At 70.0% G+C, this 23087-nt stretch carries 19 protein-coding genes and 1 pseudogene; 10 read left to right on the forward strand and 10 right to left on the reverse strand.

Annotated features, from left to right (window positions below; all coding sequences use genetic code 11):
- Positions 1-92: 92 nt before the first annotated feature.
- Positions 93-548 (forward strand): annotated as a pseudogene (locus tag ABD209_RS11770) (PP2C family protein-serine/threonine phosphatase); the annotation flags it as partial.
- A gap of 598 nt (positions 549-1146) precedes the next feature.
- On the opposite strand, the gene ABD209_RS11775 reads toward ABD209_RS11770, so the two are convergent.
- Positions 1147-1386: a hypothetical protein gene (locus ABD209_RS11775; protein WP_344066466.1), complete on the reverse strand. Its 240-nt coding sequence runs from the start codon at positions 1384-1386 to the stop codon at positions 1147-1149.
- A 3-nt stretch (positions 1387-1389) separates the two neighbouring features.
- Between ABD209_RS11775 and ABD209_RS11780 the strand changes: the two genes are divergently transcribed.
- Genes ABD209_RS11780 through pknB form a run of 3 tightly spaced genes read left to right on the forward strand, consistent with a single transcriptional unit; the run spans position 1390 to position 6141 of the window.
- Positions 1390-2748, forward strand: coding sequence for an FtsW/RodA/SpoVE family cell cycle protein (locus ABD209_RS11780; RefSeq protein ID WP_344066469.1), 1359 nt, complete (start codon positions 1390-1392; stop codon positions 2746-2748).
- A complete protein-coding gene (locus ABD209_RS11785) occupies positions 2745-4202 on the forward strand; it encodes a peptidoglycan D,D-transpeptidase FtsI family protein (protein ID WP_344066472.1) in 1458 nt (485 codons plus the stop codon). Before ABD209_RS11780 ends, ABD209_RS11785 begins: the two co-directional genes overlap by 4 nt.
- Positions 4203-4233: 31 nt before the next feature.
- Positions 4234-6141: a Stk1 family PASTA domain-containing Ser/Thr kinase gene (pknB, locus tag ABD209_RS11790; RefSeq protein WP_344066475.1), complete on the forward strand. Its 1908-nt coding sequence runs from the start codon at positions 4234-4236 to the stop codon at positions 6139-6141.
- A gap of 150 nt (positions 6142-6291) precedes the next feature.
- On the opposite strand, the gene ABD209_RS11795 is transcribed toward pknB, so the two are convergent.
- Both ABD209_RS11795 and ABD209_RS11800 read right to left on the reverse strand, forming a co-directional pair.
- Positions 6292-6948: an aminodeoxychorismate/anthranilate synthase component II gene (locus ABD209_RS11795; RefSeq protein WP_344066478.1), complete on the reverse strand. Its 657-nt coding sequence runs from the start codon at positions 6946-6948 to the stop codon at positions 6292-6294.
- A 90-nt stretch (positions 6949-7038) separates the two neighbouring features.
- A complete protein-coding gene (locus tag ABD209_RS11800; RefSeq protein WP_344066481.1) occupies positions 7039-7812 on the reverse strand; it encodes a DUF881 domain-containing protein in 774 nt (257 codons plus the stop codon).
- Positions 7813-7925: 113 nt separating this feature from the next.
- On the opposite strand from ABD209_RS11800, the gene crgA reads away from it, so the two are divergent.
- Positions 7926-8180, forward strand: a complete 255-nt coding sequence (gene crgA / locus ABD209_RS11805; protein WP_344066484.1) for a cell division protein CrgA — start codon at positions 7926-7928, stop codon at positions 8178-8180.
- A gap of 108 nt (positions 8181-8288) precedes the next feature.
- Here the strand turns inward: crgA and ABD209_RS11810 are convergent, their stop codons facing one another.
- Entirely contained in the window at positions 8289-9128 is an 840-nt protein-coding gene (locus ABD209_RS11810) for a rhomboid family intramembrane serine protease (RefSeq protein ID WP_344066487.1), read from the reverse strand.
- Positions 9129-9162: 34 nt separating this feature from the next.
- Positions 9163-9678 carry a peptidylprolyl isomerase gene (locus tag ABD209_RS11815; protein WP_344066490.1) on the reverse strand — a complete coding sequence of 172 codons (516 nt, stop codon included), beginning with the start codon at positions 9676-9678 and terminating at the stop codon, positions 9163-9165.
- Positions 9679-9772: 94 nt separating this feature from the next.
- Between ABD209_RS11815 and ABD209_RS11820 the strand changes: the two genes are divergently transcribed.
- Entirely contained in the window at positions 9773-10828 is a 1056-nt protein-coding gene (locus ABD209_RS11820; RefSeq protein ID WP_344066493.1) for a hypothetical protein, read from the forward strand.
- Between the two features lie 95 nt (positions 10829-10923).
- Here the strand turns inward: ABD209_RS11820 and icmF are convergent, their stop codons facing one another.
- Positions 10924-14157, reverse strand: coding sequence for a fused isobutyryl-CoA mutase/GTPase IcmF (gene icmF, locus ABD209_RS11825; RefSeq protein WP_344066496.1), 3234 nt, complete (start codon positions 14155-14157; stop codon positions 10924-10926).
- A 140-nt stretch (positions 14158-14297) separates the two neighbouring features.
- On the opposite strand from icmF, the gene ABD209_RS11830 reads away from it, so the two are divergent.
- From ABD209_RS11830 to ABD209_RS11840, 3 genes are all read left to right on the forward strand, one after another.
- Entirely contained in the window at positions 14298-14798 is a 501-nt protein-coding gene (locus tag ABD209_RS11830) for a MarR family winged helix-turn-helix transcriptional regulator (protein ID WP_324387529.1), read from the forward strand.
- 180 nt (positions 14799-14978) lie between these two features.
- Positions 14979-15287, forward strand: a complete 309-nt coding sequence (locus ABD209_RS11835) for a hypothetical protein (RefSeq protein WP_344066500.1) — start codon at positions 14979-14981, stop codon at positions 15285-15287.
- A gap of 73 nt (positions 15288-15360) precedes the next feature.
- Positions 15361-15678 carry a hypothetical protein gene (locus tag ABD209_RS11840; protein WP_324387528.1) on the forward strand — a complete coding sequence of 106 codons (318 nt, stop codon included), beginning with the start codon at positions 15361-15363 and terminating at the stop codon, positions 15676-15678.
- Positions 15679-15731: 53 nt separating this feature from the next.
- Here the strand turns inward: ABD209_RS11840 and ABD209_RS11845 are convergent, their stop codons facing one another.
- From ABD209_RS11845 to ABD209_RS11855, 3 genes are read right to left on the reverse strand one after another with little or no spacing between them, the layout of a single operon-like run.
- A complete protein-coding gene (locus ABD209_RS11845; protein WP_344066503.1) occupies positions 15732-16193 on the reverse strand; it encodes a hypothetical protein in 462 nt (153 codons plus the stop codon).
- The gene (locus ABD209_RS11850) at positions 16180-16743 is read right to left on the reverse strand and encodes an RNA polymerase sigma factor (RefSeq protein WP_324387525.1); all 564 of its coding nucleotides are present in this window, start codon (positions 16741-16743) and stop codon (positions 16180-16182) included. The genes ABD209_RS11845 and ABD209_RS11850 overlap by 14 nt, the downstream gene beginning before the upstream one ends.
- A complete protein-coding gene (locus tag ABD209_RS11855) occupies positions 16740-18125 on the reverse strand; it encodes a S8 family peptidase (RefSeq protein WP_344066506.1) in 1386 nt (461 codons plus the stop codon). Before ABD209_RS11855 ends, ABD209_RS11850 begins: the two co-directional genes overlap by 4 nt.
- Positions 18126-18157: 32 nt before the next feature.
- On the opposite strand from ABD209_RS11855, the gene ABD209_RS11860 reads away from it, so the two are divergent.
- The gene (locus tag ABD209_RS11860) at positions 18158-20920 is read left to right on the forward strand and encodes a CHAT domain-containing protein (RefSeq protein WP_344066509.1); all 2763 of its coding nucleotides are present in this window, start codon (positions 18158-18160) and stop codon (positions 20918-20920) included.
- Positions 20921-20939: 19 nt separating this feature from the next.
- Here the strand turns inward: ABD209_RS11860 and ABD209_RS11865 are convergent, their stop codons facing one another.
- Positions 20940-22874, reverse strand: coding sequence for a penicillin-binding transpeptidase domain-containing protein (locus tag ABD209_RS11865; RefSeq protein ID WP_344066511.1), 1935 nt, complete (start codon positions 22872-22874; stop codon positions 20940-20942).
- Between the last annotated feature and the right edge of the window lie 213 nt (positions 22875-23087).

Below are 23087 nucleotides of genomic sequence, written 5' to 3' on the forward strand. Positions count from 1 at the left end.
ATTTCGCCGCGCGCTCCGACGTCGGGTTGGTGCGCTCGGACAACCAGGACTCCGGGTATGCCGGCCCCCACCTGCTCGTCGTCGCCGACGGTATGGGCGGCCACGCCGGCGGCGATATCGCCAGCTCGACGGCGATCGGCTATCTCGTCGAACTCGACGACGAGTCCCACGGCAGCGGCGAGGCCGGCGACGAGCTGGACCAGGCCATCGCCACCGCGAATATCGAGATCGGCCGGATCGCCAGCGAACGCTCCGAGCTCAAGGGGATGGGCACCACCGTCACCGCGTTGCTGCGCTCGCGCAACAAACTGGCGATCGCCCACATCGGCGACTCGCGGGCCTACGTCCTGCGCGACGGCAACCTCGGGCAGATGACGACCGACCACTCGTTCGTCCAGACCCTGATCGACCAGGGGCGGCTGACGCCGGAGGAAGCCGGCTCCCACCCGCAGCGCTCGCTCGTCACGCGCGTGCTGACCGGCGCCCCCGGCGACCGGCCCGACCTCGGGGCCCGCGAGGCGCACCTCGGCGAGCGCTATCTGCTCTGCTCCGACGGCCTGTCCGGCTTCGTCGGCACCGAGACGATCGCCGAGATCCTGGGCGAGCGCCGCACCCCCGCCGAGACCGCCGACCGGCTCGTCGAACTGGCGCTGCGGGCGGGCGCCCCCGACAATGTCACCGTCATCGTCGCCGATGTCGTGGACTACACGACCGGGCGTCCGCCCTCCGTCACCCCGCAGATCGTCGGAGCCGCGCGGCTGAGCCCGGCTGGCTCCAAGGCCCTCCGCGAGACCCCCGCCGCGAAGGCCGCTGCCCTGCGCCCCACGCTCGGCTTGGACGAAGAGACCGAGCAGGTCGAGCGCCTCGCCCTCGCCGAGGAGGGCGCGACCACGCGGCGCAAGCGGCTGATCCGCCTGTTCGGGGCGATCGCAGCGGCGCTGATCGTGCTCGCCGGGGGTCGTATGCGGCATACGGCTGGAGTCAGCGGCAGTACTATCTCGGCCCCAAGGACGGGGAGGTCGTCCTCTATCAGGGGCTCGCCTACGAACTCGGACCGATCTCCCTCTCCACCCCCCTGGAACAGACCGGCGTCGCTCTCGACGACCTGTCGGCCGACTACCGGGCGACGGTCGATGAGCAGACACGCTATGCCAGCCGCGCCGAAGTCGACCAGGCGATCGGCAATCTGCGCCGGGTCGCCGCCGCGTGCGCCGCGAGCAAGGCCCGCGGGCAGACGTGCGGACTGGACGTCGCGACGCCGACCGCATCGACATCGACCACCGGCACGCCCACGGGAACCTCGTCATCGTCGACGAGCGCGAGCACCTCGACACCCTCTCGATCCCCCGCCAAGACCACCACGAGCAGCTCATCGGCCCGGAGCACGCCATGAGCGTGATCACCTCGCTGCGCCCGCGCCGGGGCCGCAATGTCGAACTCTTCCTGTTGATCTTTGCCGTCGGCATCGTCGTCCTCTCCTATGTCGCCGTCGAGGTGGCCACCCACGACGCCATCCCGGCGAATCTCGCCACCCAGGGCGGCGGGCTGCTCGCCATCGCCCTCGCCGTCCACCTGGTTCTGCGCTTCACCGCGTCGTATGCCGATCCCCTCCTACTACCCATCGCCACCCTGCTCAACGGGCTGGGTCTGGTGATGATCCACCGCATCGACATCGCCCACGGCGACAGCCTGGGCGAGGGCAGCGCCCTCCGGCAGTTGACGTGGAGCGCTCTGGGCGTCGCCATCGCCATCGCGATGATCCTCTGGCTGCGCGATCACCGGACCCTGCGCCGCTATACCTTCCTCGCCGGCGTCGCCGGCGTGGTGTTGCTGCTCCTGCCGCTCGTTCCCGTCCTAGGCCACGAGGTCTACGGTGCGCGGATCTGGATCAAGCTGGGCCCCTTCACCTTTCAGCCCGGTGAGGTTGCCAAGATCGCGCTTGCCGTGTTCTTTGCCGGCTACCTCGTGCGCACCCGCGATGTGCTCTCGATCTCCGGGCGCCGGGTGCTCGGGCTGACCCTGCCGCGCGGACGCGACCTGGGGCCGATCGGTGCCATGTGGCTGCTGAGCCTGGCGGTGCTGTTTTTCCAGAAGGACCTCGGCTCGGCGCTGCTCTTCTTCGGCCTCTTCGTCGCCATGCTCTACGTCGCGACCGAGCGGATCGGGTGGATCGCCATCGGCCTGACGCTGGCCGCGGCCGGAGCGGTGCTCGCCTATCAACTCTTCGCCCACCTGCAGGTCCGCGTCCTGTTGTGGCTGCACCCGTTCAGCGCCCAGGCCGCGGAGGTCTCCGACCAACTGGCCCGAGGGCTGATGGGCATGGCGGCCGGCGGCATGCTCGGCACCGGCCTCGGACGCGGCCGGCCCGATATCACTTACTTCGCCGAGTCCGACTTCATCATCGCCAGCTTCGGCGAGGAACTGGGCATGGTCGGCCTCTTCGCCATCCTCTTCCTTTACATCCTGCTGGTCGAGCGCGGACTGCGGACCGCCATCGGCGTACGCGACGGCTTCGGCAAACTGCTGGCCGCCGGGCTCTCCTTCTCGGTCGCGCTGCAGTGCTTCGTCGTCGTCGGCGGCGTGACCCGGGTGATCCCGCTGACCGGGCTGACGATGCCCTTCCTGTCCGCGGGCGGTTCCAGCCTGCTGGCGAACTGGACCCTCGTCGCACTGCTGCTGCGCATCAGCGATCAGGCGCGTCAGCCGATCGCCGATGCCGTCGTCCAGGATCGGGTGGACGCCCGGTGAACGCCCCGATCCGGCGCCTGTCCACCCTCGTCGCGGTCCTCTTCGCGACCCTGCTCTTCGCCGTCACCTGGATCCAGTTCGTCTCGGCCCGCGCGATCAACGACCTGCCCGGCAACACCCGCTCGCTGCTCGCGTCCTACAACCGCGAGCGCGGGTCGATCCTCGTCGCCGGCGAGGCGATCGCCCGGTCGACGCCGGCCAAGGACGAGCTGAAGTGGAATCGGGTCTATCCGATGCCCACCCGCTATGCCCATGTGACCGGCTACTACTCCTTCGTCTACGGGCCGGGCGGCGGGGTCGAGGGCGCCGAGAACTCCCTTCTGTCCGGCACCAGCGACACCCTCTTCTACCGCCGGGTCTCGGACCTGCTCACCGGGCACGACCCGGTCGGCGCCAGCCTGGAACTGACGATCAACCCGGCCGCCCAGGCGGCCGCCGACAAGGCGCTGGGCAATCAGCGCGGCGCGGTCGTCGCCCTCGACCCGAGCACCGGCGCGATCCTCGCCATGGTCAGCCACCCGTCATACGACCCCAGCGAACTGTCCGCGCACTCCAGCTCCGCCGTCGAGAAGGCATGGACGCGGCTGCTCCGCGACGACGGCGACCCGCTGATCAACCGGGCGATCGCCGGTGACCTCTACCCGCCCGGCTCGACCTTCAAGCTCATCACGGCAGCCGCGGCGCTGGAGTCGGGGAAATACACCCAGGACAGCGTCCTACCGGGGCCTGCCGCACTGAAGTTGCCCGGGGTGACCACGCCGCTGCCCAATCACGACGGTCAGCCCTGCGGGCCCAATGACAAGACCACGATGCTGCACGCCTTGGTAATCTCGTGCAACACGGCGTTCGCCGACCTGGGCATGACCCTCGGCCCGGAGACCCTGCGCGACCAGGCGGCCAAGTTCGGCTTCGGCCAGCCTCTGAAGGTCCCCATGTCCGTCACGCCGAGCGTGGTGCCGGCCGGGATGAACGAGCCCAACACCGCCCAGGCGGCGATCGGGCAGTTCAGCGTCCGCGCCACCCCGCTGCAAATGGCCATGGTCGCCGCTGCCATCGGCAACGACGGGGTGGTGATGACGCCCTATCTCGTGCGCCGGGTGCTGACCTCCTCGCTCAAGACCATCGACGAGACCTCGCCGCAGACCCTCTCCGAGGCGATCTCGACGGCGACCGCCCGGCAGCTGACGACGATGATGAAAGCCGTCGTCGCCGAAGGCACCGGCCGCCCGGCGCAGATCGCCGGCGTCGAGGTCGCCGGCAAGACCGGCACCGCCGAACACGCCCCGGGGGCGGCACCGCACGCCTGGTTCACCGCCTTCGCCCCCGCCGACAAACCCAAGGTCGCCGTTGCCGTCGTCGTCGAGGACGGCGGCACGATGGGGAGCGAGGCCGCCGGCGGTCTGGTGGCCGGCCCGATCGCCAAGGCCGTCATCGAGGCGGTGCTCGGATCGTGACACCACTGTCCACCGTGATTGAGGAGAAGTCGTGAGTACGCCCGTTCCCAAGCTCCTGGGCGGTCGCTACGAAGTCGGCGACCTGATCGGTCGCGGCGGTATGGCCGAGGTGCACCGCGGCTACGACACCCGCCTCGGGCGGTCGGTCGCCATCAAGATCCTGCGCAGCGACCACGTCCGTGACCCGCACTTCCTCTCCCGGTTCCGCCGGGAGGCCCACTCCGTGGCCGGCCTCAACCACCGCTCGATCGTCGCGGTCTATGACTCCGGGGAGGATCAGCTCATCGAGTCCGGCGGGGCCAAGATCGCCGTCCCCTATATCGTCATGGAGTTCGTCGACGGCCACACGCTGCGCGAGATTCTCAACGCGCGAGGCGCGCTGGACCCCCACGAGGCGTCCCGGATCACCGAAGGCGTCCTCGATGCCCTCGCCTACAGCCACCACGCCGGGATGGTGCACCGCGACATCAAGCCGGCCAATGTCATGGTCGCCCAGGACGGGTCGGTCAAGGTCATGGACTTCGGCATCGCCCGGGCGGTCGCCGACACCCAGGCGACGATGACCCAGACGTCCTCGGTGATGGGCACCGCGCAGTACATCTCGCCCGAACAAGCCGAGGGCCAGCCGGTCGACGCGCGCTCCGACCTCTACTCCACCGGGTGCCTGCTCTTCGAACTGCTCACGGGTCGCACGCCCTTCGTCGGCGAGCCGGTGTCATTGACCTATCAGCACGTGACCAAGGCGCCGCCGCTGCCGTCGGAGTTGAACTCGGCCGTGCCCGAAGCGCTGGACGCGATCGTGGCGCTCGCCCTGACCAAGGACCGCGACCGGCGCTATCAGAACGCCGGGGACTTCCGCGACGACCTGCGCTCCTATCGCCTCGGCCGCGCGATCAGCCCGCCGGCCCGGGCAGCCCTGATCGCGGACCTGCCGACCCAAGCGGTGCCGCAGACGCCGGCAGCGGATGCGGTCATCGCCCCGGTGGCGCCGCCACCGCGCCCGCCGGAACCGGAGACCGCGAGCCTGCCCACGGCATACGACAAGAAGCGCGGGCGCGGTGGGGCGATCGCCCTCGTGCTCTCGCTCATCGCGGCGCTCGCCGTGCTCGGCATCGCCGGGAAGATGTATCTCGACTCGCGGCCGGTGATGATCGAAGTGCCCAATGTCGTGGGCGCTCCGGTCGAGACAGCGAAGGCGCGGATCCTCGCCGCCGACCTGCAGGTGACGGTCGAATATCAGCCGTCGCGCGACGTCGCCAAGGACCACGTGATCAAGCAGGACCCGAAGGAGTATTCGGAGCAACTGGCCCGGGCGCTGATCACGTTGACCGTCTCTGGTGGGCCGGCGGCGACGCGGGTGCCACCATTGGTGGGCATGGAGCAATCGGTGGCCGAGCAGGCGATCAAGGACGCCGGGCTGACCGTCGGCACGATCACCAAACTCGACTCCCCCGAGCAGCCGAAGAACCACGTCGTCAGCAGCACCCCCGAGCCGTATGCCGATGCCGCCGAGGGCGATTCGGTCTCCTTGGTCATCGCGACCGGGAAGGTCACGGTGCCAGACCTCAAGGGGAAGACCGAGGACGAGGCGCGGGCGATCTTGTCGGACCTGCGCCTGCCGGTGGTCACCGAGACGCGGGAGAGCAGCGAGCCCGAAGGCACCGTTCTGGAGCAGAGCCCCAAGGCGGGCAAGGTCAATGTCGGCACGGAGATCACCCTGGTGCTCGCCAAGGCCCGTCCGGTGACCCAGACGTTCACGATTACCCAGACCCCGTCGTCGAGCTCGACGACCACGACGACGACAGACCAGCCCTCGACGCCACCCACGAGCGAGAGTTCGACGCCGCCGCCGATCACGCAGACCTCCCCCGGCACCGCCCGCTCGACCACGACCACGACGACGGCCCCCACGTCCCCGGCCCACCTCCCCCGCCCATAGGTCGAAAGGCCGGTTCAGCCCCGTCGAGAGGCCGGTTCAGCCCCGTCGAGAGGCCGGTTCAGGGTCGTCGCGGTCACCACGCTCTAGGTCGGCGAGTCCGGTCCGGACGTGCCAGCGCCGTGAAGAGGTTCGCACGGGTCCGGCATACGGTTAGTTGGTCGCGACCATCCGGGCGATACCCGCACCGTCGCGCACCAGCGGGCTGAGGCCAGCGGACGCGGCGATGGCGTCACTCGCGCCGCACATCGCCAGCCAGTTCGCGAGCAGCCGGTGGCCGCCCTCGGTGAGCACGCTCTCTGGATGGAATTGCACCCCATGCAGCGGCAGATCTCGATGGCGCACAGCCATGATGATGCCCGAGGCCGTATGCCCGTTCGCCACCAGCTCGTCGGGCAGCGTCGGCGGGTCTATGGCCAGCGAGTGATAGCGCGTCGCGGTGAAAGGCGAGGCCAGCGAGTCGAGCACACCCGTGCCGTCGTGGATGACGCGCGAGGTCTTGCCGTGCAACAACTCCGGCGCCCGGCCGACCGTCGCACCGGTGACCACACCGAGGGCTTGGTGGCCCAGACATACGCCTAGCATCGGTTGAGCGCGCTCGCCGCAGGCTTCGATCATCGCCATGGAGACGCCGGCGTCTTCGGGGGTACCGGGTCCGGGCGAGATGAGCACTCCGTCGAAATCGGCTCCGTCGGCGGGCGCGATCTCGTCATTGCGCACGACCTCGGTATCCGCGCCGAGTTGCTGTAGATAGCCGACGATCGTGAAGACGAAACTGTCGTAGTTGTCGACGACGAGGATCCGGGTCACCAGCTCAGCCTAAGGCTGCACGAGACTCAGGCGGGGCCGAATCGGCCCCTCGACGGGGCTGAACCGGCCTCTCGACGCGGAGCGGGGGGGTCAGCGGACGGCGCGGGCGTAGGTGTTGTCCAGGGTCGCGGCATACCCCGGGAAGGTCTTCTCGCCGGTGCGCTCGACGGCATAACCGAGGCCGAGGGCGGCGACATACTCCTGATATCGCTGGATCTGCGGGTCGCCGGCAAGCGCCGCTTCGAGCGCATCCGGATCGCCGATCGCGCTGATCACGAAGGGCGGAGAGTAGACCCGGCCGCGCAGGATCAGGGTGTTGCCGACGCACCGCACCGCACTGGTGGCGATCACCCGCTGATCCATGATCGTCATCGCCTCGGCGCCGCCGCGCCACAGGGCATTGACGACGGCCTGGACGTCTTGCTGGTGGACGACGATGTCGTTGACATTGGCCCAGTCGGGCAACTCCTCGCTGGTCAGCGCCGAGTCGTTGAGGGCCACGGTGACTGTCGGGCCGTGGACCGGGACCGTGCCCACGTCCTCGCCGAGCCGCTCGACCGTGGCGGTCAGCCCGGTGAGCTCCGCATTGGCCGGCGCGGCCGCCGCAGCCGCCGCGTCCACTTGCGCCTGCAGTCCTTCGATCTGGGCGATGCGCCGGGCATTAGCTAGTTGCCGCTCCCGGATCAGCTCGGGCAGCCCGGTCGCGTCGCCGCGCAGATCGGTGCCCCGGGCGGCCACACTGCTGACGGTGAGCATGACCCCGGCGAGCACCCCGACAAGCGGCACGAGCACCGACCAGCGGGTCGGGCGCCGCGTCAGCACGAGCGCGCGATTGCGGCGAGCAGGGCTGATCGGGGTCGGCATGATGCCTCAACGATAAGTGCGCGGCTAGCCCGGCGGGCGCCGCGACCAGCTCGGTGGCCCGGGATAGGTCGATTACCCTAGGCGCCAAAGCCGTTCATAGGGAGTTGATCTTCGTGCCAGAGTCCAAGGGCCGCGACAAGGCGTCGTACACCCCGCCCCCGGAGGCGCGCACCACCAAGGTCGCCCCGTCATCGCCGCCCTGGTTCGCCCCCGTGATGCTGACACTGATGGTCGTCGGCCTGCTCTGGGTCGTCGTCTTCTATGTCACGCAACAGAAGTACCCGGTCCCGTCGATTGGCCGCTGGAATCTCGCGGCCGGATTCGGGCTGATGATGGCGGGCTTCATGATGACCACGCGCTGGAAATAGTCCCCCGTTATCCCCAGGGTTATCCACGATTGGGGGTTGTCCACCGGGTTCTCCACACCTGGGGACGAACTACACGACTGTGATTCGGCAGATGTGCTAGGCCTCGGCTTACCCGATGAGATAGCGGGCAGCACCGGCGAGGGCGACGGCGGCGGTGACGCCGGCCGCACCGGCATACGTCAGGGTCGCCTTGCCCTGGCTGCGCGCGAACACCCAGGCAAGGAGCATGCCCGTCACGAAGCCGCCCACGTGGGCCTGCCAGGCAATATTGGGATAGAGGATCGGCAAAAGGGCGTTGATCGCCAGGTTGATCCAGATGCCCTGAGTGCCCCGCCCGAGCGAACGGTTGAGCACGATCACCGCACCGAAGAGGCCGAAAACCGCACCCGAGGCGCCGACGACCCCGACACGCGAATCCAGCGGCGTCATCAGCACATACGCGACCCCGCCGCCGAGGGCGCTGATCAGATAGAGCAGAGCGAATCGCAGACGCCCGAGCATGGGTTCGAGATAGCCGCCGAGCATCCACAGGGCGAACATATTGAACAGGATGTGCATCAGCGGCCCGTGAAGGAAGGCCGAGGTAACAAAGCGCCACGGCTCCCGTTCGCCGATCGCCGGCGCCAGCGCGAAGGTCTGGAAGAGCCATGAACTGCGGCTCAGATATTCGGCGACCCACACCCCCACGCAGATCGCGACGATGACCATCGTGACCAGCGGCCGGTCGCGGCCTGTCGGCGCGCCAAGCACGGTGCGGGTGCGCGGATGCTCGCGCGCACTCTGCGCGACGCAGGAGACGCATTGGACGCCGACGGCCGCCGGCCGTTGGCATTCGGGGCAGGTGGGCTGCCCGCACCGCTGGCACCGGACATAGCTGATCCGGTCGGGATGACGCGGGCATACCGGCGGTGCGTCCGCCCGATTGCCGTATGACGCGAACTCGCTCACCGCGGGCCGCCCACCTGCTCCTGAACTCGCCTGATCAGTCGATCGTCACGCTCTCGATGACGACCGGTTCGACGGGCTTGTCCCCCGCGCCGGTCCGAACGGCGGCGATGGCATCGACGACGCGGCGGCTGGCCTCGTCGGCGACCTCGCCGAAAATCGTGTGCTTGCCCTGCAGCCAGGGGGTGGGCTCGACGGTGATGAAGAACTGCGAGCCATTGGTGCCGCGGCCCATGCGCTTGCCCGCGTTGGCCATGGCCAGCAGGTAGGGCTTGCCGAAGGTGAGCTCGGGGTGAATCTCGTCATCGAAGCTGTAGCCGGGGCCGCCGATCCCCTGACCGAGGGGGCAGCCGCCCTGGATCATGAAGCCGGGAATGATCCGGTGGAAGCCCAGGCCGTCGAAGTAGGGCGTCGGGTTGGTGCGCCCGGCGTCGTCCTTGTACTCCTTGGTGCCGGTGGCCAGACCGGTGAAGTTGGCCACCGTCTTGGGGGCTTGGTTGTCGAAGAGGTCGATCACGATATCGCCGTGATTGGTGTGCAGGGTTGCCTTCATGCGCGCCATTCAAACATGTTTGGCAGGGACCTCCCTGCGCCCCCGGAGCGAAAACACGGCAGGATGGAGGCCGGAAATCCCTCAAGGAGGACACATGCTTTGCAGTAAGCCCAAGTCGAAGGCCGAGGTGGCCAAGGACGCCGTCACCGAGCGCGTGAGCGCCGTCGCCGAGCGCGCGGCAGATGTGCGTGACCGAGCGGCCGAGGCGCGCGACCACGCGGCCGGCGCGGCGAGTGACCGGGCGGCCCTGGTCGCCGAGCAGGCGGCCGACGCGCGCGTCCACGCCGCCGAAGCCCGCGCCCAGGCCGCCGAACGAGCCGCCGAGTTGCGCGAGCGGGCCGCGAGCTATGGCTCCGCGGCGGCCAGCACCGCGGCCGAGCGGGCGGGCGCCCTGCGCGAGAAGGCCGCCCCCGCCGTGGACGCGGCCAAGGGGAGCGCCACGCATCTGCGCGAGGCGGCTGCGCACCGGGTCGAGGTCGCGGCCCCGCATGTCGAGAATGCCAAGTCGACGCTGATCGACGAGGTGCTGCCCAAGGTTGCCGGCGCCCTCGCCTCGGTGGCTGCCGGAGCGCTCGCGGCCAAGGACCAGGCCGCCGAGACCGCCCACCGCGCGCCCGATGCCTTCGCCGTGCTCAAGGGTGAGGCCAATGCCAAGCCCAAGCGCAAGGTCGGCCCGTGGATCCTGGTGGCCGCCCTCGCGGGCGCCGCCGCCGCGGTGCTCGTCGGCCGCAGGCGTTCCGTCGCTCCGGACCCGTGGGCAATCCCCGTCGATGACCCGTATGCCGCTCCCTCCGCTGGTGCGTCCGGCACGGGTGCGTCCTTCACGGACAAGGCCGCGGCTGCCGCCGGGGCCGCGAAGGACAAGGCGAGCGAGGTGAAGGACGCGGCGGCGGACAAGGCCGCCGACGTCAAGGACGCGGTCGCCGACAAGGCCGCCGACGTCAAGGACGCCGTGGCCGACAAGGTCGCCGGGGCGAAGGACACCGCCGCGGACGCTGCCGACGGCGCCTCGGACGCGGTCCGCGACGCGGCCGACACCGCCGAGGGCCAACTATCCGACGCCGCGGACGCCGCCGGTGACGCGCTCGACCACGCCGCCGACGCCACCGCCGACTCGATCGACGAGGCCAAGGACCGCCTCGACGGCTGACCCCTTACGTCGAGAGGCCGATTCAGACCCGTCGAGTGGACAAGCTTGCGCCGGCCACTCGACGGGTCTGAATCGGCCTCTCGACGGTTTTGTGGTCAGACGTTGCGGCGGTACTGCCCGCCCACCTCGAAGAACGCGTCGCTGATCTGGCCGAGGCTGGCCACGCGCACCGCGTCCATCAGAGCTGCAAACACATTGCCCCCTGAGGTCGCCGCCGCCTTGAGCCGCTCCAACGCCGCCGGCGCCTCGTCCCGGTGAGCCTCGTGGAAGGCTCGCAGCCGGGTCAGCTGCGATTGCTTCTCCTCCTCGGTCCCGCGCGCCAGCTCCACGCTCTGGGTGTCGTGGCTGTGGTCGTCGGTCAGGAAGGTGTTGACGCCGACGATCGGGAGCGACCCGTCGTGCTTCCGGTGCTCATAGAGCATGGACTCGTCCTGGATCTTGCCGCGCTGATAGCCGGTCTCCATCGCCCCGAGCACGCCACCGCGGTCGGCGATCCGCTCGAACTCGGCGAGCACGGCCTCCTCGACCAGGTCGGTGAGTTCCTCGATGATGAACGAGCCCTGCAGCGGGTTCTCGTTCATCGACAGGCCCCACTCCTGGTCGATGATCAGTTGGATCGCGAGCGCCCGTCGCACCGAATGCGCAGTCGGGGTGGTGATCGCCTCGTCATACGCGTTCGTATGCAGTGAGTTGGCGTTGTCGTAGAGCGCGCACAGCGCCTGCAGAGTCGTGCGGATGTCGTTGAAGTCCATCTCCTGTGCGTGCAGCGAGCGTCCCGAGGTCTGCACGTGGTACTTCAGCTTCTGGGCGCGCTCGCCCGCGCCATACAGCTCCTTCATCGCGACCGCCCAGATGCGGCGGGCGACCCGGCCGATCACGCTGTATTCGGCGTCCATCCCGTTGGAGAAGAAGAAGGAGAGGTTCGGCGCGAACTCATCGATCGTCATGCCGCGGGCGAGGTAGGCCTCGACATAGGTGAAGCCGTTGGCGAGCGTGAAGGCGAGCTGACTGATCGGGTTCGCCCCCGCCTCGGCAATGTGATAGCCGCTGATCGAGACCGAATAGAAGTTGCGCACCCGATGGGCGATGAACCACTCCTGGATGTCCGCCATCGCCCGCAGCGCGAACTCGGTGGAGAAGATGCAGGTGTTCTGGCCCTGGTCCTCTTTGAGGATGTCGGCCTGCACCGTCCCGCGGACCGTCGAGAGCTCGCGCGCCCGAATCTCTTCTGCCTCAGCGGCATCCGGCTCGCGGCCCTCCTCCTCGCGGAAGCGGTCGAGCTGCTGGTCGATCGCGGTGTTGAGGAACATGGCGAGGATCGTCGGCGCGGGCCCGTTGATCGTCATCGACACCGAGGTCGTCGGCGAGCACAGGTCGAAGCCGCCGTAGAGCACCTTCATGTCATCGAGGGTCGCCACCGAGACGCCGGACGTGCCGACCTTGCCGTAGACATCGGGCCGGGGGTCAGGGTTGCGCCCATAGAGCGTGACCGAGTCGAAAGCCGTCGAGAGGCGGGTCGCCGGGTTGCCGGCCGAGAGCAGCTTGAAGCGCCGGTTGGTCCGCGCCGGGTCGCCCTCGCCGGCGAACATCCGCGCTGGCGCCTCGCCCGCGCGCTTGAACGGGAAGACCCCCGCGGTGAACGGGAAATAGCCGGGCAGGTTTTCGCTGCGCAGGAAGCGCAACAACTCCCCATGGTCGGTATGCCGTGGCAAGGCCACCCGCTTCACGTGCGTCCCGGAGAGGGTCACCTTGGTCAACGGGGTGCGAATCTCCTTCCCGCGCACCACATACACCTGCTCGGTGCCGTCATACGACGCGACCGTGGCCGGCCACTGGGCGAGGGCGGCACGAGCGTCCGCACTCACGCCGGACTCGACATCGGCGATGAGGGCGTCGACGTCGGTGGTGTCTTTGGCGGCGTGGGCGAGCAGGGACTGGGTGGCGTTGAGCTGCTGGACGGTCCGGGCGGCCTTGGCCTGGGCGGCCGTTGTGCGGTGATAGCCGCGGATGGTGTCGGCGATCTCGGCGAGATAGCGCTCGCGGCCCTTGGGCAGCACCGAGGTCAGGCCGCTGGAGATCTTCGTCGCGGGGCTCGGCAAGGTGCCCTCGAACTCCGGCAGGCCCTTGGCGGTGAGCAGCGACTTCAGGTGCTGATAGAGCGCGGTGACTCCGTCGTCGTCGAAGCGTGCGGCGCTGGTGCCGAAGACCGGCATGTCCTCCCACGAGGTGCCGAAGACCTGCCGGTTGCGGACCAGTTGGCGGGCGACATCGCGACGGGCATCGTCAGCGCCGCGGCGCTCGAACTTGTTGATGGCGACGACATCGGCGAAGTCGAGCATGTCGATCTTTTCGAGCTGGCTCGCGGCGCCGTATTCGGGCGTCATGACGTAGAGCGCGACGTCGACGTGGTCGGTGATGGCCGCGTCGCCCTGGCCGATGCCGGGGGTCTCGACGATCACCAGGTCGAAGCCCGCGCACTTGGTGGCGGCGATCATCTCATCGAGTGCCGGCGGGACCACGGCGCCGGCCTGGCGAGTAGCGAGCGAGCGGAAGTAGACGACACCGGGTTCGATGGAGTTCATCCGGATCCGGTCGCCGAGCAGGGCACCGCCGCCCTTGCGCCGGGTCGGGTCGACGGCGAGCACGGCCACCCGGATCTTGTCCTGGGCGTCGCGGCGCAGGCGGCGGACGAGTTCGTCGGTGAGCGAAGACTTGCCCGAGCCGCCGGTGCCGGTGATGCCGAGGACCGGGACGGTGCGGCGGCCACCTTCGGCGCGTACGGTGTCGGCGAGGGCGGCATCGTGACCGGCCTCGAGGACGGTGAGCACGCGGGCTAGGGCGCGCTCCTCGCCGGTGAGCAGGGCCTCGACGTCACCGCCGGACTCGGCGAGGTCGGTATCGCACTCGGCGATCAGCTCGTTGATCATCCCGGGCAGGCCGAGCCGCTGGCCGTCCTGCGGGCTGAAAATGTGCGCCCCGACGGACGCGAGTTGCTCGATCTCGGACGGGACGATCACGCCACCCCCGCCGCCATACAGCTTGATGTGGCCGGCGCCCCGGGCCTTGAGTTCCTCGGCGAGATAGGTGAAGTACTCGACGTGGCCGCCCTGATAGGAGCTGATCGCCACGCCCTGGACGTCTTCTTGGATGGCCGCGGTGACGACTTCGGCGACGCTGCGGTCGTGGCCGAGGTGGACGACCTCGGCGCCCTGGCTCTGCAGCAGCCGACGCATGATGTTGATGGCTGCGTCGTGACCGTCGAAAAGGCTTGCCGCAGTGACGAATCGCACCGGGTTGGTCGGGACGTGCAGGGCGGGCTTGTCACTCATCGACGGCTCCATCGCGGTCCGTGGCGCCTCGGCCGGCGCTCTATGTACGTCCGATACTAGGACGTCCATGCATTTTTCGCCAGCTGTCTGTCATAGGCGAGGATGCATGGACTTCCATGCATCTCCGCTACCCTCGGCGTATGCCCGAGCCGCGCCCCCTCGACACCATCGCCGAAGCCCGGCGCAAGTGGGTCGAGCACGGGTGGGCGGACAGCGCCGACGGGATGGCGGCGGTGACCTCCTTGATGCGCGCGCAAGCGATCATGTCGATGCGGGTCGAGAACGCCCTGCGGCCAGTGGGCATCACCTTCGCCCGCTACGAGGTGCTGATGCTGCTCGTCTTCTCTGAGCGCGGCTCGCTGCCGATGTCGCTGATCGGGCAGCGTCTGCAGGTCCACCAGACCAGCGTGACCAATGCCGTCGACCGGCTGGAGGGCGCGGCATACGTCCGTCGGCTGCCGCATCCGAGCGACCGGCGCGCGACGATCGTCGAACTGACGCCGGGCGGGCGCGAGATCGCCGCAAAGGCGACCGAGGTCCTCAACCGCGACGTCTTCACCGACCCCGGGCTCGGCGAACGCGACCTGGGTCAGTTGGTCCGGGTGCTCGGACGGTTGCGCCGCGACGCCGGCGACTTCTGAGGCACGCCAACGAGTTTCACCGACCCGGGGCCTGGGGCCCAGCGCATCTCCGCGGGGGTCGTACCAAACCGCGAGACAAGAATCATCCGGCACAACCTTCGCGTTGGTCTCGGCGCCTGGGCGGGTGGAGTGTCGCCCGGGTGCGGCACTCGCATGCCGTCCACTCGCAGGGGAGAAGTGATGTCCGGTCGTCGTCCCGTCCTCGCCGCACTCGTTGCCGCACCCATCGCCATCGTCGGCGGGCCGGCACTCGCGGTCACCCAGATCGCACGCGCCGGCGGCAGCGCCACTGCCGGGGCAGCCGTCATTGGCGATTCCCCAATCGGCACAGTTGATGACAGCGGTCAGGTCGGGCGCACCTATGTCTTTCCCGCGTCGGTGGCCGCGACGATGCCGCCGGCACCCGTGCCGGCGGCGAGCAGGCATTTCAGCAAGGACAACGGCCGATTTCGTTCACTATGTGAGATTTTCGTCTCACTGGGTGGCTGACCTGTGCGTTCGCGATCTCACAGATTGAGATGTCCGGTCTTGCCGTCGTGAGTCACCGGGGTGACCATGGGGCATGGGGACTTATGACGTCGAGATCCGCGATCTGCGCGGGCACATGCTGTTCACCCGCAGAGGCATCCAGGCTGCGGACGAGGCCGGTGCGCGAGATCACGTCCGCAAGATCTGGGGTCCGCGGCGCCGCGAGGATTGCGTGATGACGACCTACCGGCAGCGCCGGGCTCGTGGGCGGGTGCTGGTCGGGTCTGACTACCTGCCCGGCAGCGGGGACGGCGGGGGCGATGACGGCGCTGCTGGCGTGCGCGAACCCCGGCGCCCCCTGCCCGGGCCCGGCCACCTGTCTGCCGAAGCCCCCCTCCCCGAGCCCCGCTGATCCCCCGCGCTCGCGGTCGCCTCAGCTTTCCCGCCCGATGCCGGAACCCCTCGTCAGACCGCGAACCAGGGGGTCATGACCGCGCCCGAGACGAAGACGGCGATCATCCGCACGCTGCCCGCGGGCACTTGCGTGATGCGCTCCCCGAACCGGTCCGGGGGCACCTGGACGGTCTGCCCGTCGGGGAACTGCACGCTGATCTCCTCGGCCGCGGACGCTGCCTCCTCATCGTGCGCGACGAGCACCAGCCGCCGGCGGCGATAGCCGGCAGGCTCGACCTCGGCCCGCAGCCGCAGCGGCCCGAAGGCGAAGGAGTAGGACGCGCCGTCCCCCCGCGTCAGGACGGCATCCTCGGTCAACTCGGCCAGGCGGGCATCGACGCCGACCCAGTCGTGGAGGGCCTTGGCGGCGTCCGCAACGGTCTGCGGCATCGCGTCCTCGTCGCGGGTCAACTCAGCGAGCAGGGCGATCAGTTGGCGGTCGCCCTCGCCGAGCACGAGGTCATCGGGTGACATCGACGGCCTCCTCGAGGTGTCGTTTCAGGATAGCGAGACATCGGATCCGGGTGGGCCCGATGGAGCCGATCGGCATCTGTAGATCGGCCGAAATCTGTTGGTAGCTCTCGGATTCCACCACGAGTCGGCGCAGCAACTCGCGGCAGCGCTCGGTCAGCAGGGCGAACGCGCCGGCGACCTCCAGGATGGTCTCCTGCCGGGTCACCTGATCGACCGGACCAGCCCCGGTGTCGACGATCTGCATCTCGGTCACGTCAACCGGTTCGTAGCGGGCCCGCGCCCGGATCAGCGCGAGGCACTCGCGCTTGGTCGTCGTGACCAGCCACGCACCGACCCGCGACGGCTCGTGCAGGCGGCCGAGATTCTCGGCGAGCCGCAGCCATACGGTCTGGGAGACGTCCGCAGCGTCGGTGCTGCTGAGGCGGCAGCGGATGGCAACGGCATACACCAATCGCGCGTAGCGATCGACAAGGGCACTCCACGCGGCCTCGTCCCCCTCGCGGGCCGCGAGGACAAGGTCGGTGACATCGTCGAGGGTCGGGTCGCTCACGACAGGTCCAACAGATAGCCGTATGCCGAGCTCGGCGGCCGCGGTGACGTCGCGAAGAGGTGCTCCAAGGCGTCGTCCGGGGCCAGCTGCTGGCCGAGCAGGGTCGCGAGCTCGCCGGTGACCTTCGGGGCGGCGAAGGAGGTGCCATACCACGTGCCCCACGGGTTGACGTCGCCACCCGGGTCGGCGGGGTCGACGACATAGATGCTGGTCACGGGGTCGGCGATGGTCGAGCAATCGACCCACGGGCCGCGGTTGGACCAGACCAGCGGGTCGAGGTCCGTCTCGGTGCCACCCACGCCGACGGTCGCCTTGTGGGCGGCGGGAAGCATGGGCGTCGTCGTCCCGCTGTTGCCCGCGGCCGCGACGATCAGCACGTCGGTGTCCTGGCGGATGCGGTGCAGGGCGGCTGATAAGGCAGGGTTGCCGACCAGGTGGGGGTCCTCGAAACCGAGTGAGCAGTTGAGGATCTGGCAGCCGTCGTCGACCGCCTGCATCAAACAATCCATCAGCCGCCACGAACTGCCGAAGCCGTGGGAGTCGACGGCGCGATACTGGCGGATCTCGGCGTCGGGCGCGTGGCGCAGGAGAACACCAGTGACGAAGGTCCCGTGTCCCGCGCCCGGGTCGAGCACGCCGGGGGCGGCCTGGGTCAGCGAGGAGTAACCGTCGGTGACCGTCGTGACATTGTCGAGCCAGCCGTCCGTCCTTTTGGGGGCGTCCGCTGGCTCGAAGCCGCCGTCGATGACACCGACGGTGATGCCTTTGCCCCGGCCGGTCCCCGTGGGGCGTGGCCCGAGACTCTCCGCCCGGCCGGCCTGACCGCCGCCGGCGAGCGGGCGCACGGGGGGCGCCGGTTTGAGGACGATGTTCTCGTAGGTCACATCGTCCAGGCTCATGGCCAACGGCTCGCTGCCCGGCGTGGGATTTTCCGACTCGTTCACGATCGCGGTGTAGAGAGCTTGCGGGTCGCTCCCCGCCAGACCGAGCAGGCTCACGCCGAGTCCCCACCGGTCGTCCTCCTGGGTCTCGATCGAGATGCCTTGGTCGGCCAGCCAGGACTTGATCCGGTCATACTGGCTGGTCTGGATGATCAGCCGGCCGTCGACGGCGAGGCGAGAGAGCTCTCGGGGCCGGATCGTGACGACCAGGCCGCGCGGGCCGCTGGGGTCCTGGAGCGGGCTGAGTCCGAAGTCGGAATCGGTCTGCTGGAACTCGGCATACGTCTGCAGCGCCGCACGCGTGTCGCGTTCGGTGAACGGGTCGTCGCCGCCGTCCTTCGGCTGCTGGTCGAACACGTCCCGAAGGCGGCCGACCAAACGACCACCGATCTGGTCGCGCCAGGGCACGCGCGTGACCTTGATGAACTCGTCGTGCGACATGATCTCTCCAAGCGGTCGAGGACGGAGGCGATGTGAGCGGGTCGTACACGTCGAAAGAGGGCGCAACCGGGGCCGTGATACATGCCAGGACTTTTCGTGATGCGATTATCGACCAGAACGACCCCGAGGCGCCAGGGGTAGGAGCGGCCATCGAACGTGCGACGGCCGAGGGCGAAAACCTGGTGTTGGCCATCCTGCGCAATGCGATCGCCATGGCCTATCGCGAGACCGGGCGCGCGGGGCCCGCGGTGGACGCAGCCGATCAGGCCCTGAGCGCGGCGCAGCTCGCCCAAGTGGACGACCTCGCAGACGCCGCCCGGCTCGCGGAAGCGGTCGATGAAGAAGTGCGCGCCCACACCACCTTGGCCATGGCTCGATTGGAGTTGGGGGACTTCCCGCGGGCCCGAGCCGATCTGGAGCGCGCCCGGACCGCCGGGCCCCTCGACCCGCTCCTCGCCGTCGCCGGTGCGGCGCTCGCGCGTCACGCCGGCGAGGTCCGGCTCGCGGTGACCCTGCTCGAAGGCGTCGTCGCCGACCAGAGCGTCGGCGGGGTGACGCGGATCAAGGCGCTGAACAATCTCGCGGACGTCGTCATGGCAAGCCGGCCGGCGCTGGCGCTTGCGTTACTGGAGCAGGCCGAGCCCCTGGCGGCCTCGGTCAATCCGGTCTACGGGCCGGTGATCCGAGCCAATCGCGGCATCGCCCGGGCGTATGCCGGCGACCTCCCCGCCGCCCTCGCCGACCTGCGGGCGGCAGAAGGCGCCATGGCACACCTGCACACCGGTGTGCTCGGTGCCGAGTTGGAGGGCGAATTCGCTCGGGTGCTGGGCCAACTCCGGCTGCTGTCCGAGGCCCGAGCGTCCGCCGACCGGTCCCTGGCGGGCCTGACCGGCGCGGGCACCGAACTGGTGCGCGCGGACGCGTTGATGGGAGCGGGCCGGCTCGCGGCGGCCGACGGGGATCGGGAGGCGGCGCGCGGACTGTTGACGCAGGCATACGAGATGTATGCGGAGCAGGGCCGGCCGGCCGGGATGGCGATCGCCAGCATCGAGGCGCTCGCCCTGGGCGACGAGTTGGACGCGGCGTCGGTCGCGGGACACGCGGCCGCCTTGGCGGGCTTGGGGCTCGAGCGCGATGCTGCGCGCGGCCTGCTGACCGCGGGCGAGTTGGCCGACCGGGCGGGCGATCTCGAGCTCGCGGAGGCGTGTTGGGCGCGCGCCGCGAGCCTGAGCGGCGCCGATCCGGTGATGATTTCCGAGGCTCGGGCCCGATCAGCGATCGCGGAGGGCGCGGACGCCCGCGCGGACATCGACGCCGCGCTCGCGCTGATCGATGAGCGCGCGGCGATCGCGACGGCGCCCGATCTGCGGCACCGCATCGGCGCCGACCGGGTGCGTTTCGAGTTGCTGGCCCGGGTGGACCGGGACGCCGCTGCCGACGAGGAACTCGATGCCGTGCTGCGTGGGCGCCCAGCGGCGAGTGTGGGCCTAGCGCGCGCGGAGGCCGCGATCGATGGTGAGGAGCTGCGGCTGCAATGGCGCGAGCTGGCCCGCCGGGTGGACTCGGCAGACGAGGATCCGGCGCGCCTGATCGCCCTCGGCGCGCAGCTGGCCGACACCGAGCGTGCGCTGCGGGCGACTGCCTGGGCCGGCGGCACCGGCGGCGGCACGGGGCGCCGCCCCATGGGACTCGCCGCGCTTCCTTCCGGTATGCCGATCCTCGCCATCGCCCGCGTCGGCGACGACGCCGTGGCCTGGGCGCGCGACGCGGCGACCGGAACGCACGACGGGCGGGCCAGGTGGCAGGCCGACCCCGCGGGCGGCGGCGACGACACGCTGGCCGGAATGACCGGCGCGGCCCGGCCGGGTGCCGCAGGCGCGCCCCGGGTGCGCCGGGTTGTCCTCGGCCCGTGGCGCCGGGTGGTGGACGATCTCGACCAGCTCGGGCGAGTGCTAACGCGGATCGCCGCCGGCTCGGGGAACCCGCCGCTGGTCAGCGGCGCCCGCGAGCTGGCTGCCGACCTCGACGACGCCGTGGCCGGCTTGCTGCCCAGCGCACCATCCGGCACGGAGGCCGCGGCCAACCCCGAGTTGCTCCTCATTCTCGACCGGGGGCTCGAGGCCGCTCCATGGGTGGCCCTGCCCAGCCTGTGGGGACGACCGGTCACCGTGACCTCGCTGGCGGTGACACGTGCTGAGCCGGGCTCCGGCCACCGCGCCCAGGAGTCGGGCGTCACCATCGCCACCGGACCGCGTCTGACCCACGGACACGCCGAAGCCGAGGAGGTCGCGGCCGTCTGGGGCAGCGCGCGCCGGGTGGTGAGCGCGCCCAGCCTGCTCGCCGCCCTGGCCACGGATACCGTCGTCCACATCGCCGCCCACGCCACCTTCCGGTGGGACAACGCACTCCAATCGGTCGTCCACCTAGCCGACGGGCCGCTGGCGCTGGGCGAGGTGGTCGACGTCGCTCGCGCTCGTTCGGCTGCCGGCGATCCCATCCGGCTGGTCTGCTTCGCCGCCTGTTCGCTGGCGAGCGCGCCCGTCGATCTTGCGCTGCCTGGTGCGGTCACCACGCTCACCGAGCACGGCGTGGCGTCGGTCATCGCGTCGTCAATCCCGTTGCCGGACGCGCAGAGCCGATGGATCGCGCCTACCGTCCACGCCGCCGTATGCCGCGGCGACACCCCCGCCGCCGGCCTCGCTCAGGCGCGGGCGCAGGTGGATCCGGGCGATCCTGACCAGGCCGTCGCGTGGGCCGCGCTCGCCTGCCTGAGCGCACATACGGCCCTGCCCTGAGCCATCGCTATGGGGGTGGTCAGCGGGCGATGCGCGTGAGGAACTCGGCCACCAAAGGCGCGGCGACGCGTCCGCCGCTGGTGCCGTCGGCGACGAAGGCCGCGACGGCGAAGTCACCGTGGATCGCGATGACCCAGGCCCGGGTGCGCGGCGGGTCGTCGGTGCCGTATTCGGCGGTGCCGGTCTTGGCGAGCACGGGTTCGCCGGGCACGCCAGCCAGCCCGGTCCCGGAGCCAGCGGTCACCACCTGACGCATCATCGCCCGCAAGGCCTCCGCTTCACTGCCCGTGAGCGGCGCGTCGACCGCTCTCGAGGACTTGGCTCGGTCGAGCACCAGCACCGGCGAGACGGCCGCACCCTTGGCGATGCTCGCGGCTGCCGTGGCCATCGCGAGCGGCGAGGCCAGGACCGTCCCCTGTCCGATCATGGCCGCAGCCCGGTCCACGCCCGCCGGCGGCGAGGGCACCGTCGCCATCGTGGCCGGTATGCCGAGGTTCGGCTCCGTGGTCATCCCCAGGGCCGCGGCGGCCGACGCGAGTGCGCCCTCCGAGAGCCGCGACTGCTCGCCGACGAAGGCGGTATTGCACGACTGTGCGAGCGCCTCGCGCAGGGGAATCTGCCCGAGCGAGGTTGCCGGATAGTCGGCGTAGTCGTGGAAGAGCCGCCCGTCGACGCTGATGCTCGCCGCGCAGTCGACCGACGATTCTGGCGAGACGCCCGCACGCATCAACGCCAGAGCAGAGACGGTCTTGAAGGTCGAACCCGGCGCATACTCGCCCAGCGTGGCAGTCGAATAGCCTTCTCCCCCAGGGCCGCTCGCGATTGCTAACAGGTGTCCGTCGGACGGTCGGATCGCCACCAGCGCGCTCGCCGGCTCGACATGGGCCAGCACCGCATCGGCGGCCGCCTGTATCTCCTCGTTCAAGGTCACGCGGACGGGAGCCCCCGTCACTGGCTGAACCTTGAACAACTGCCGGGTCTTCCAGGTGGTCTGGTCGACGGCCTCGACCACGAAGCCCGACCGGCCAAACAACTGCTCGTCGTAGGCCGCCTGCAGACCACTCAGCCCCACCACATCGCCGACTCGAACCCGACCGCCGGACTTCTCGATCACCTCGGCGGTGGCCTGCCCGGCGACCCCGAGCACTGGTCTCGCGAAGCTCGCCGACGGCGCGAGCGGGAGGGTGTCCGCGACCAGCCGCAGTCCGGGCACCCGCTCAGCCGCCTGCGAGATGGCGATCGCCTCGGGCGACTGCGCGCGGTAGACGATCGCCTCCACGAAGGCCTGCGGACCGGCGGCACGCACCCGACCGGCATACGTCCCGGGGTTGACGTCAACCAGCGCGGCGAGCGTGCGGGCGGCGCTGTCGGCGATCCCGTCGTCCGTCAGGCGCGACCGGTCCAGCCCGACGCGCACGACCGGCCGCTCCATCACCAAAGGCTTGCCACTGTCGCCGAGGATCTCGCCGCGTTCGGCAGTCAGCCGGGCTGCCCGCAGCCCCTCGCTCGTGCGCAGACCGGGAGCCACCACCTCGTCCGACCACTGCGCAACCCACCCCGTGCCCGTATGCCGTGCCCGAACCTGCGTCGCATACGTCCAGGCGGGCTGCCCCGCGTGGAACGTCCAGGTCTGCTCCAGCCGGGCCGTCCCGCTCTCGCCGTCGGCGTCGAGCCGGACGTCGCGCACGGTCACGGCCGGGCGCACCTCGCCCATGCCGCGATAGATCACCGCGAGCCGCTTCTCGGCGCCCGCCCGGTCCGTGACGTCGATGGCGTCCGGCAATGTGCCCGTATGCAGTCCACTCGCCACCTGCTGCGCGATCCGTTCGACCCCGGCCAGCGCCTGGCGTCGCTCGTGCGCCTGCCAGCCGAACCACCCCGCTAAGCCGCCGGCGATCAGCAGCGCGCTGAGCGCCGCCACCAGCCTCGCGGCCCTGCGCTTCGTGATCCCCACGGAGCCATCCCCTCCCGACTCGCGCGGGTGCCCCGGCTGGGCATCCGGCGGTGACTTAGCGCAGGTTGGGTGACGTCGAGCAGGGTCTACCCTGCTGGAGGTCACCTAATCGCTGCTAGTGGTCCGTCGCTGAAACATGTTTACGTTTCCGGTCGATGGAGGCGAGGATTTCGTCGGCGGGTTTGGTCCAGGTGAAGGGGTGTGACCGGTCGT

Origin of the sequence: Nostocoides vanveenii, from assembly GCF_039531165.1 — a bacterium.
Classification (GTDB): Bacteria; Actinomycetota; Actinomycetes; order Actinomycetales; family Dermatophilaceae; genus Nostocoides_A; species Nostocoides_A vanveenii.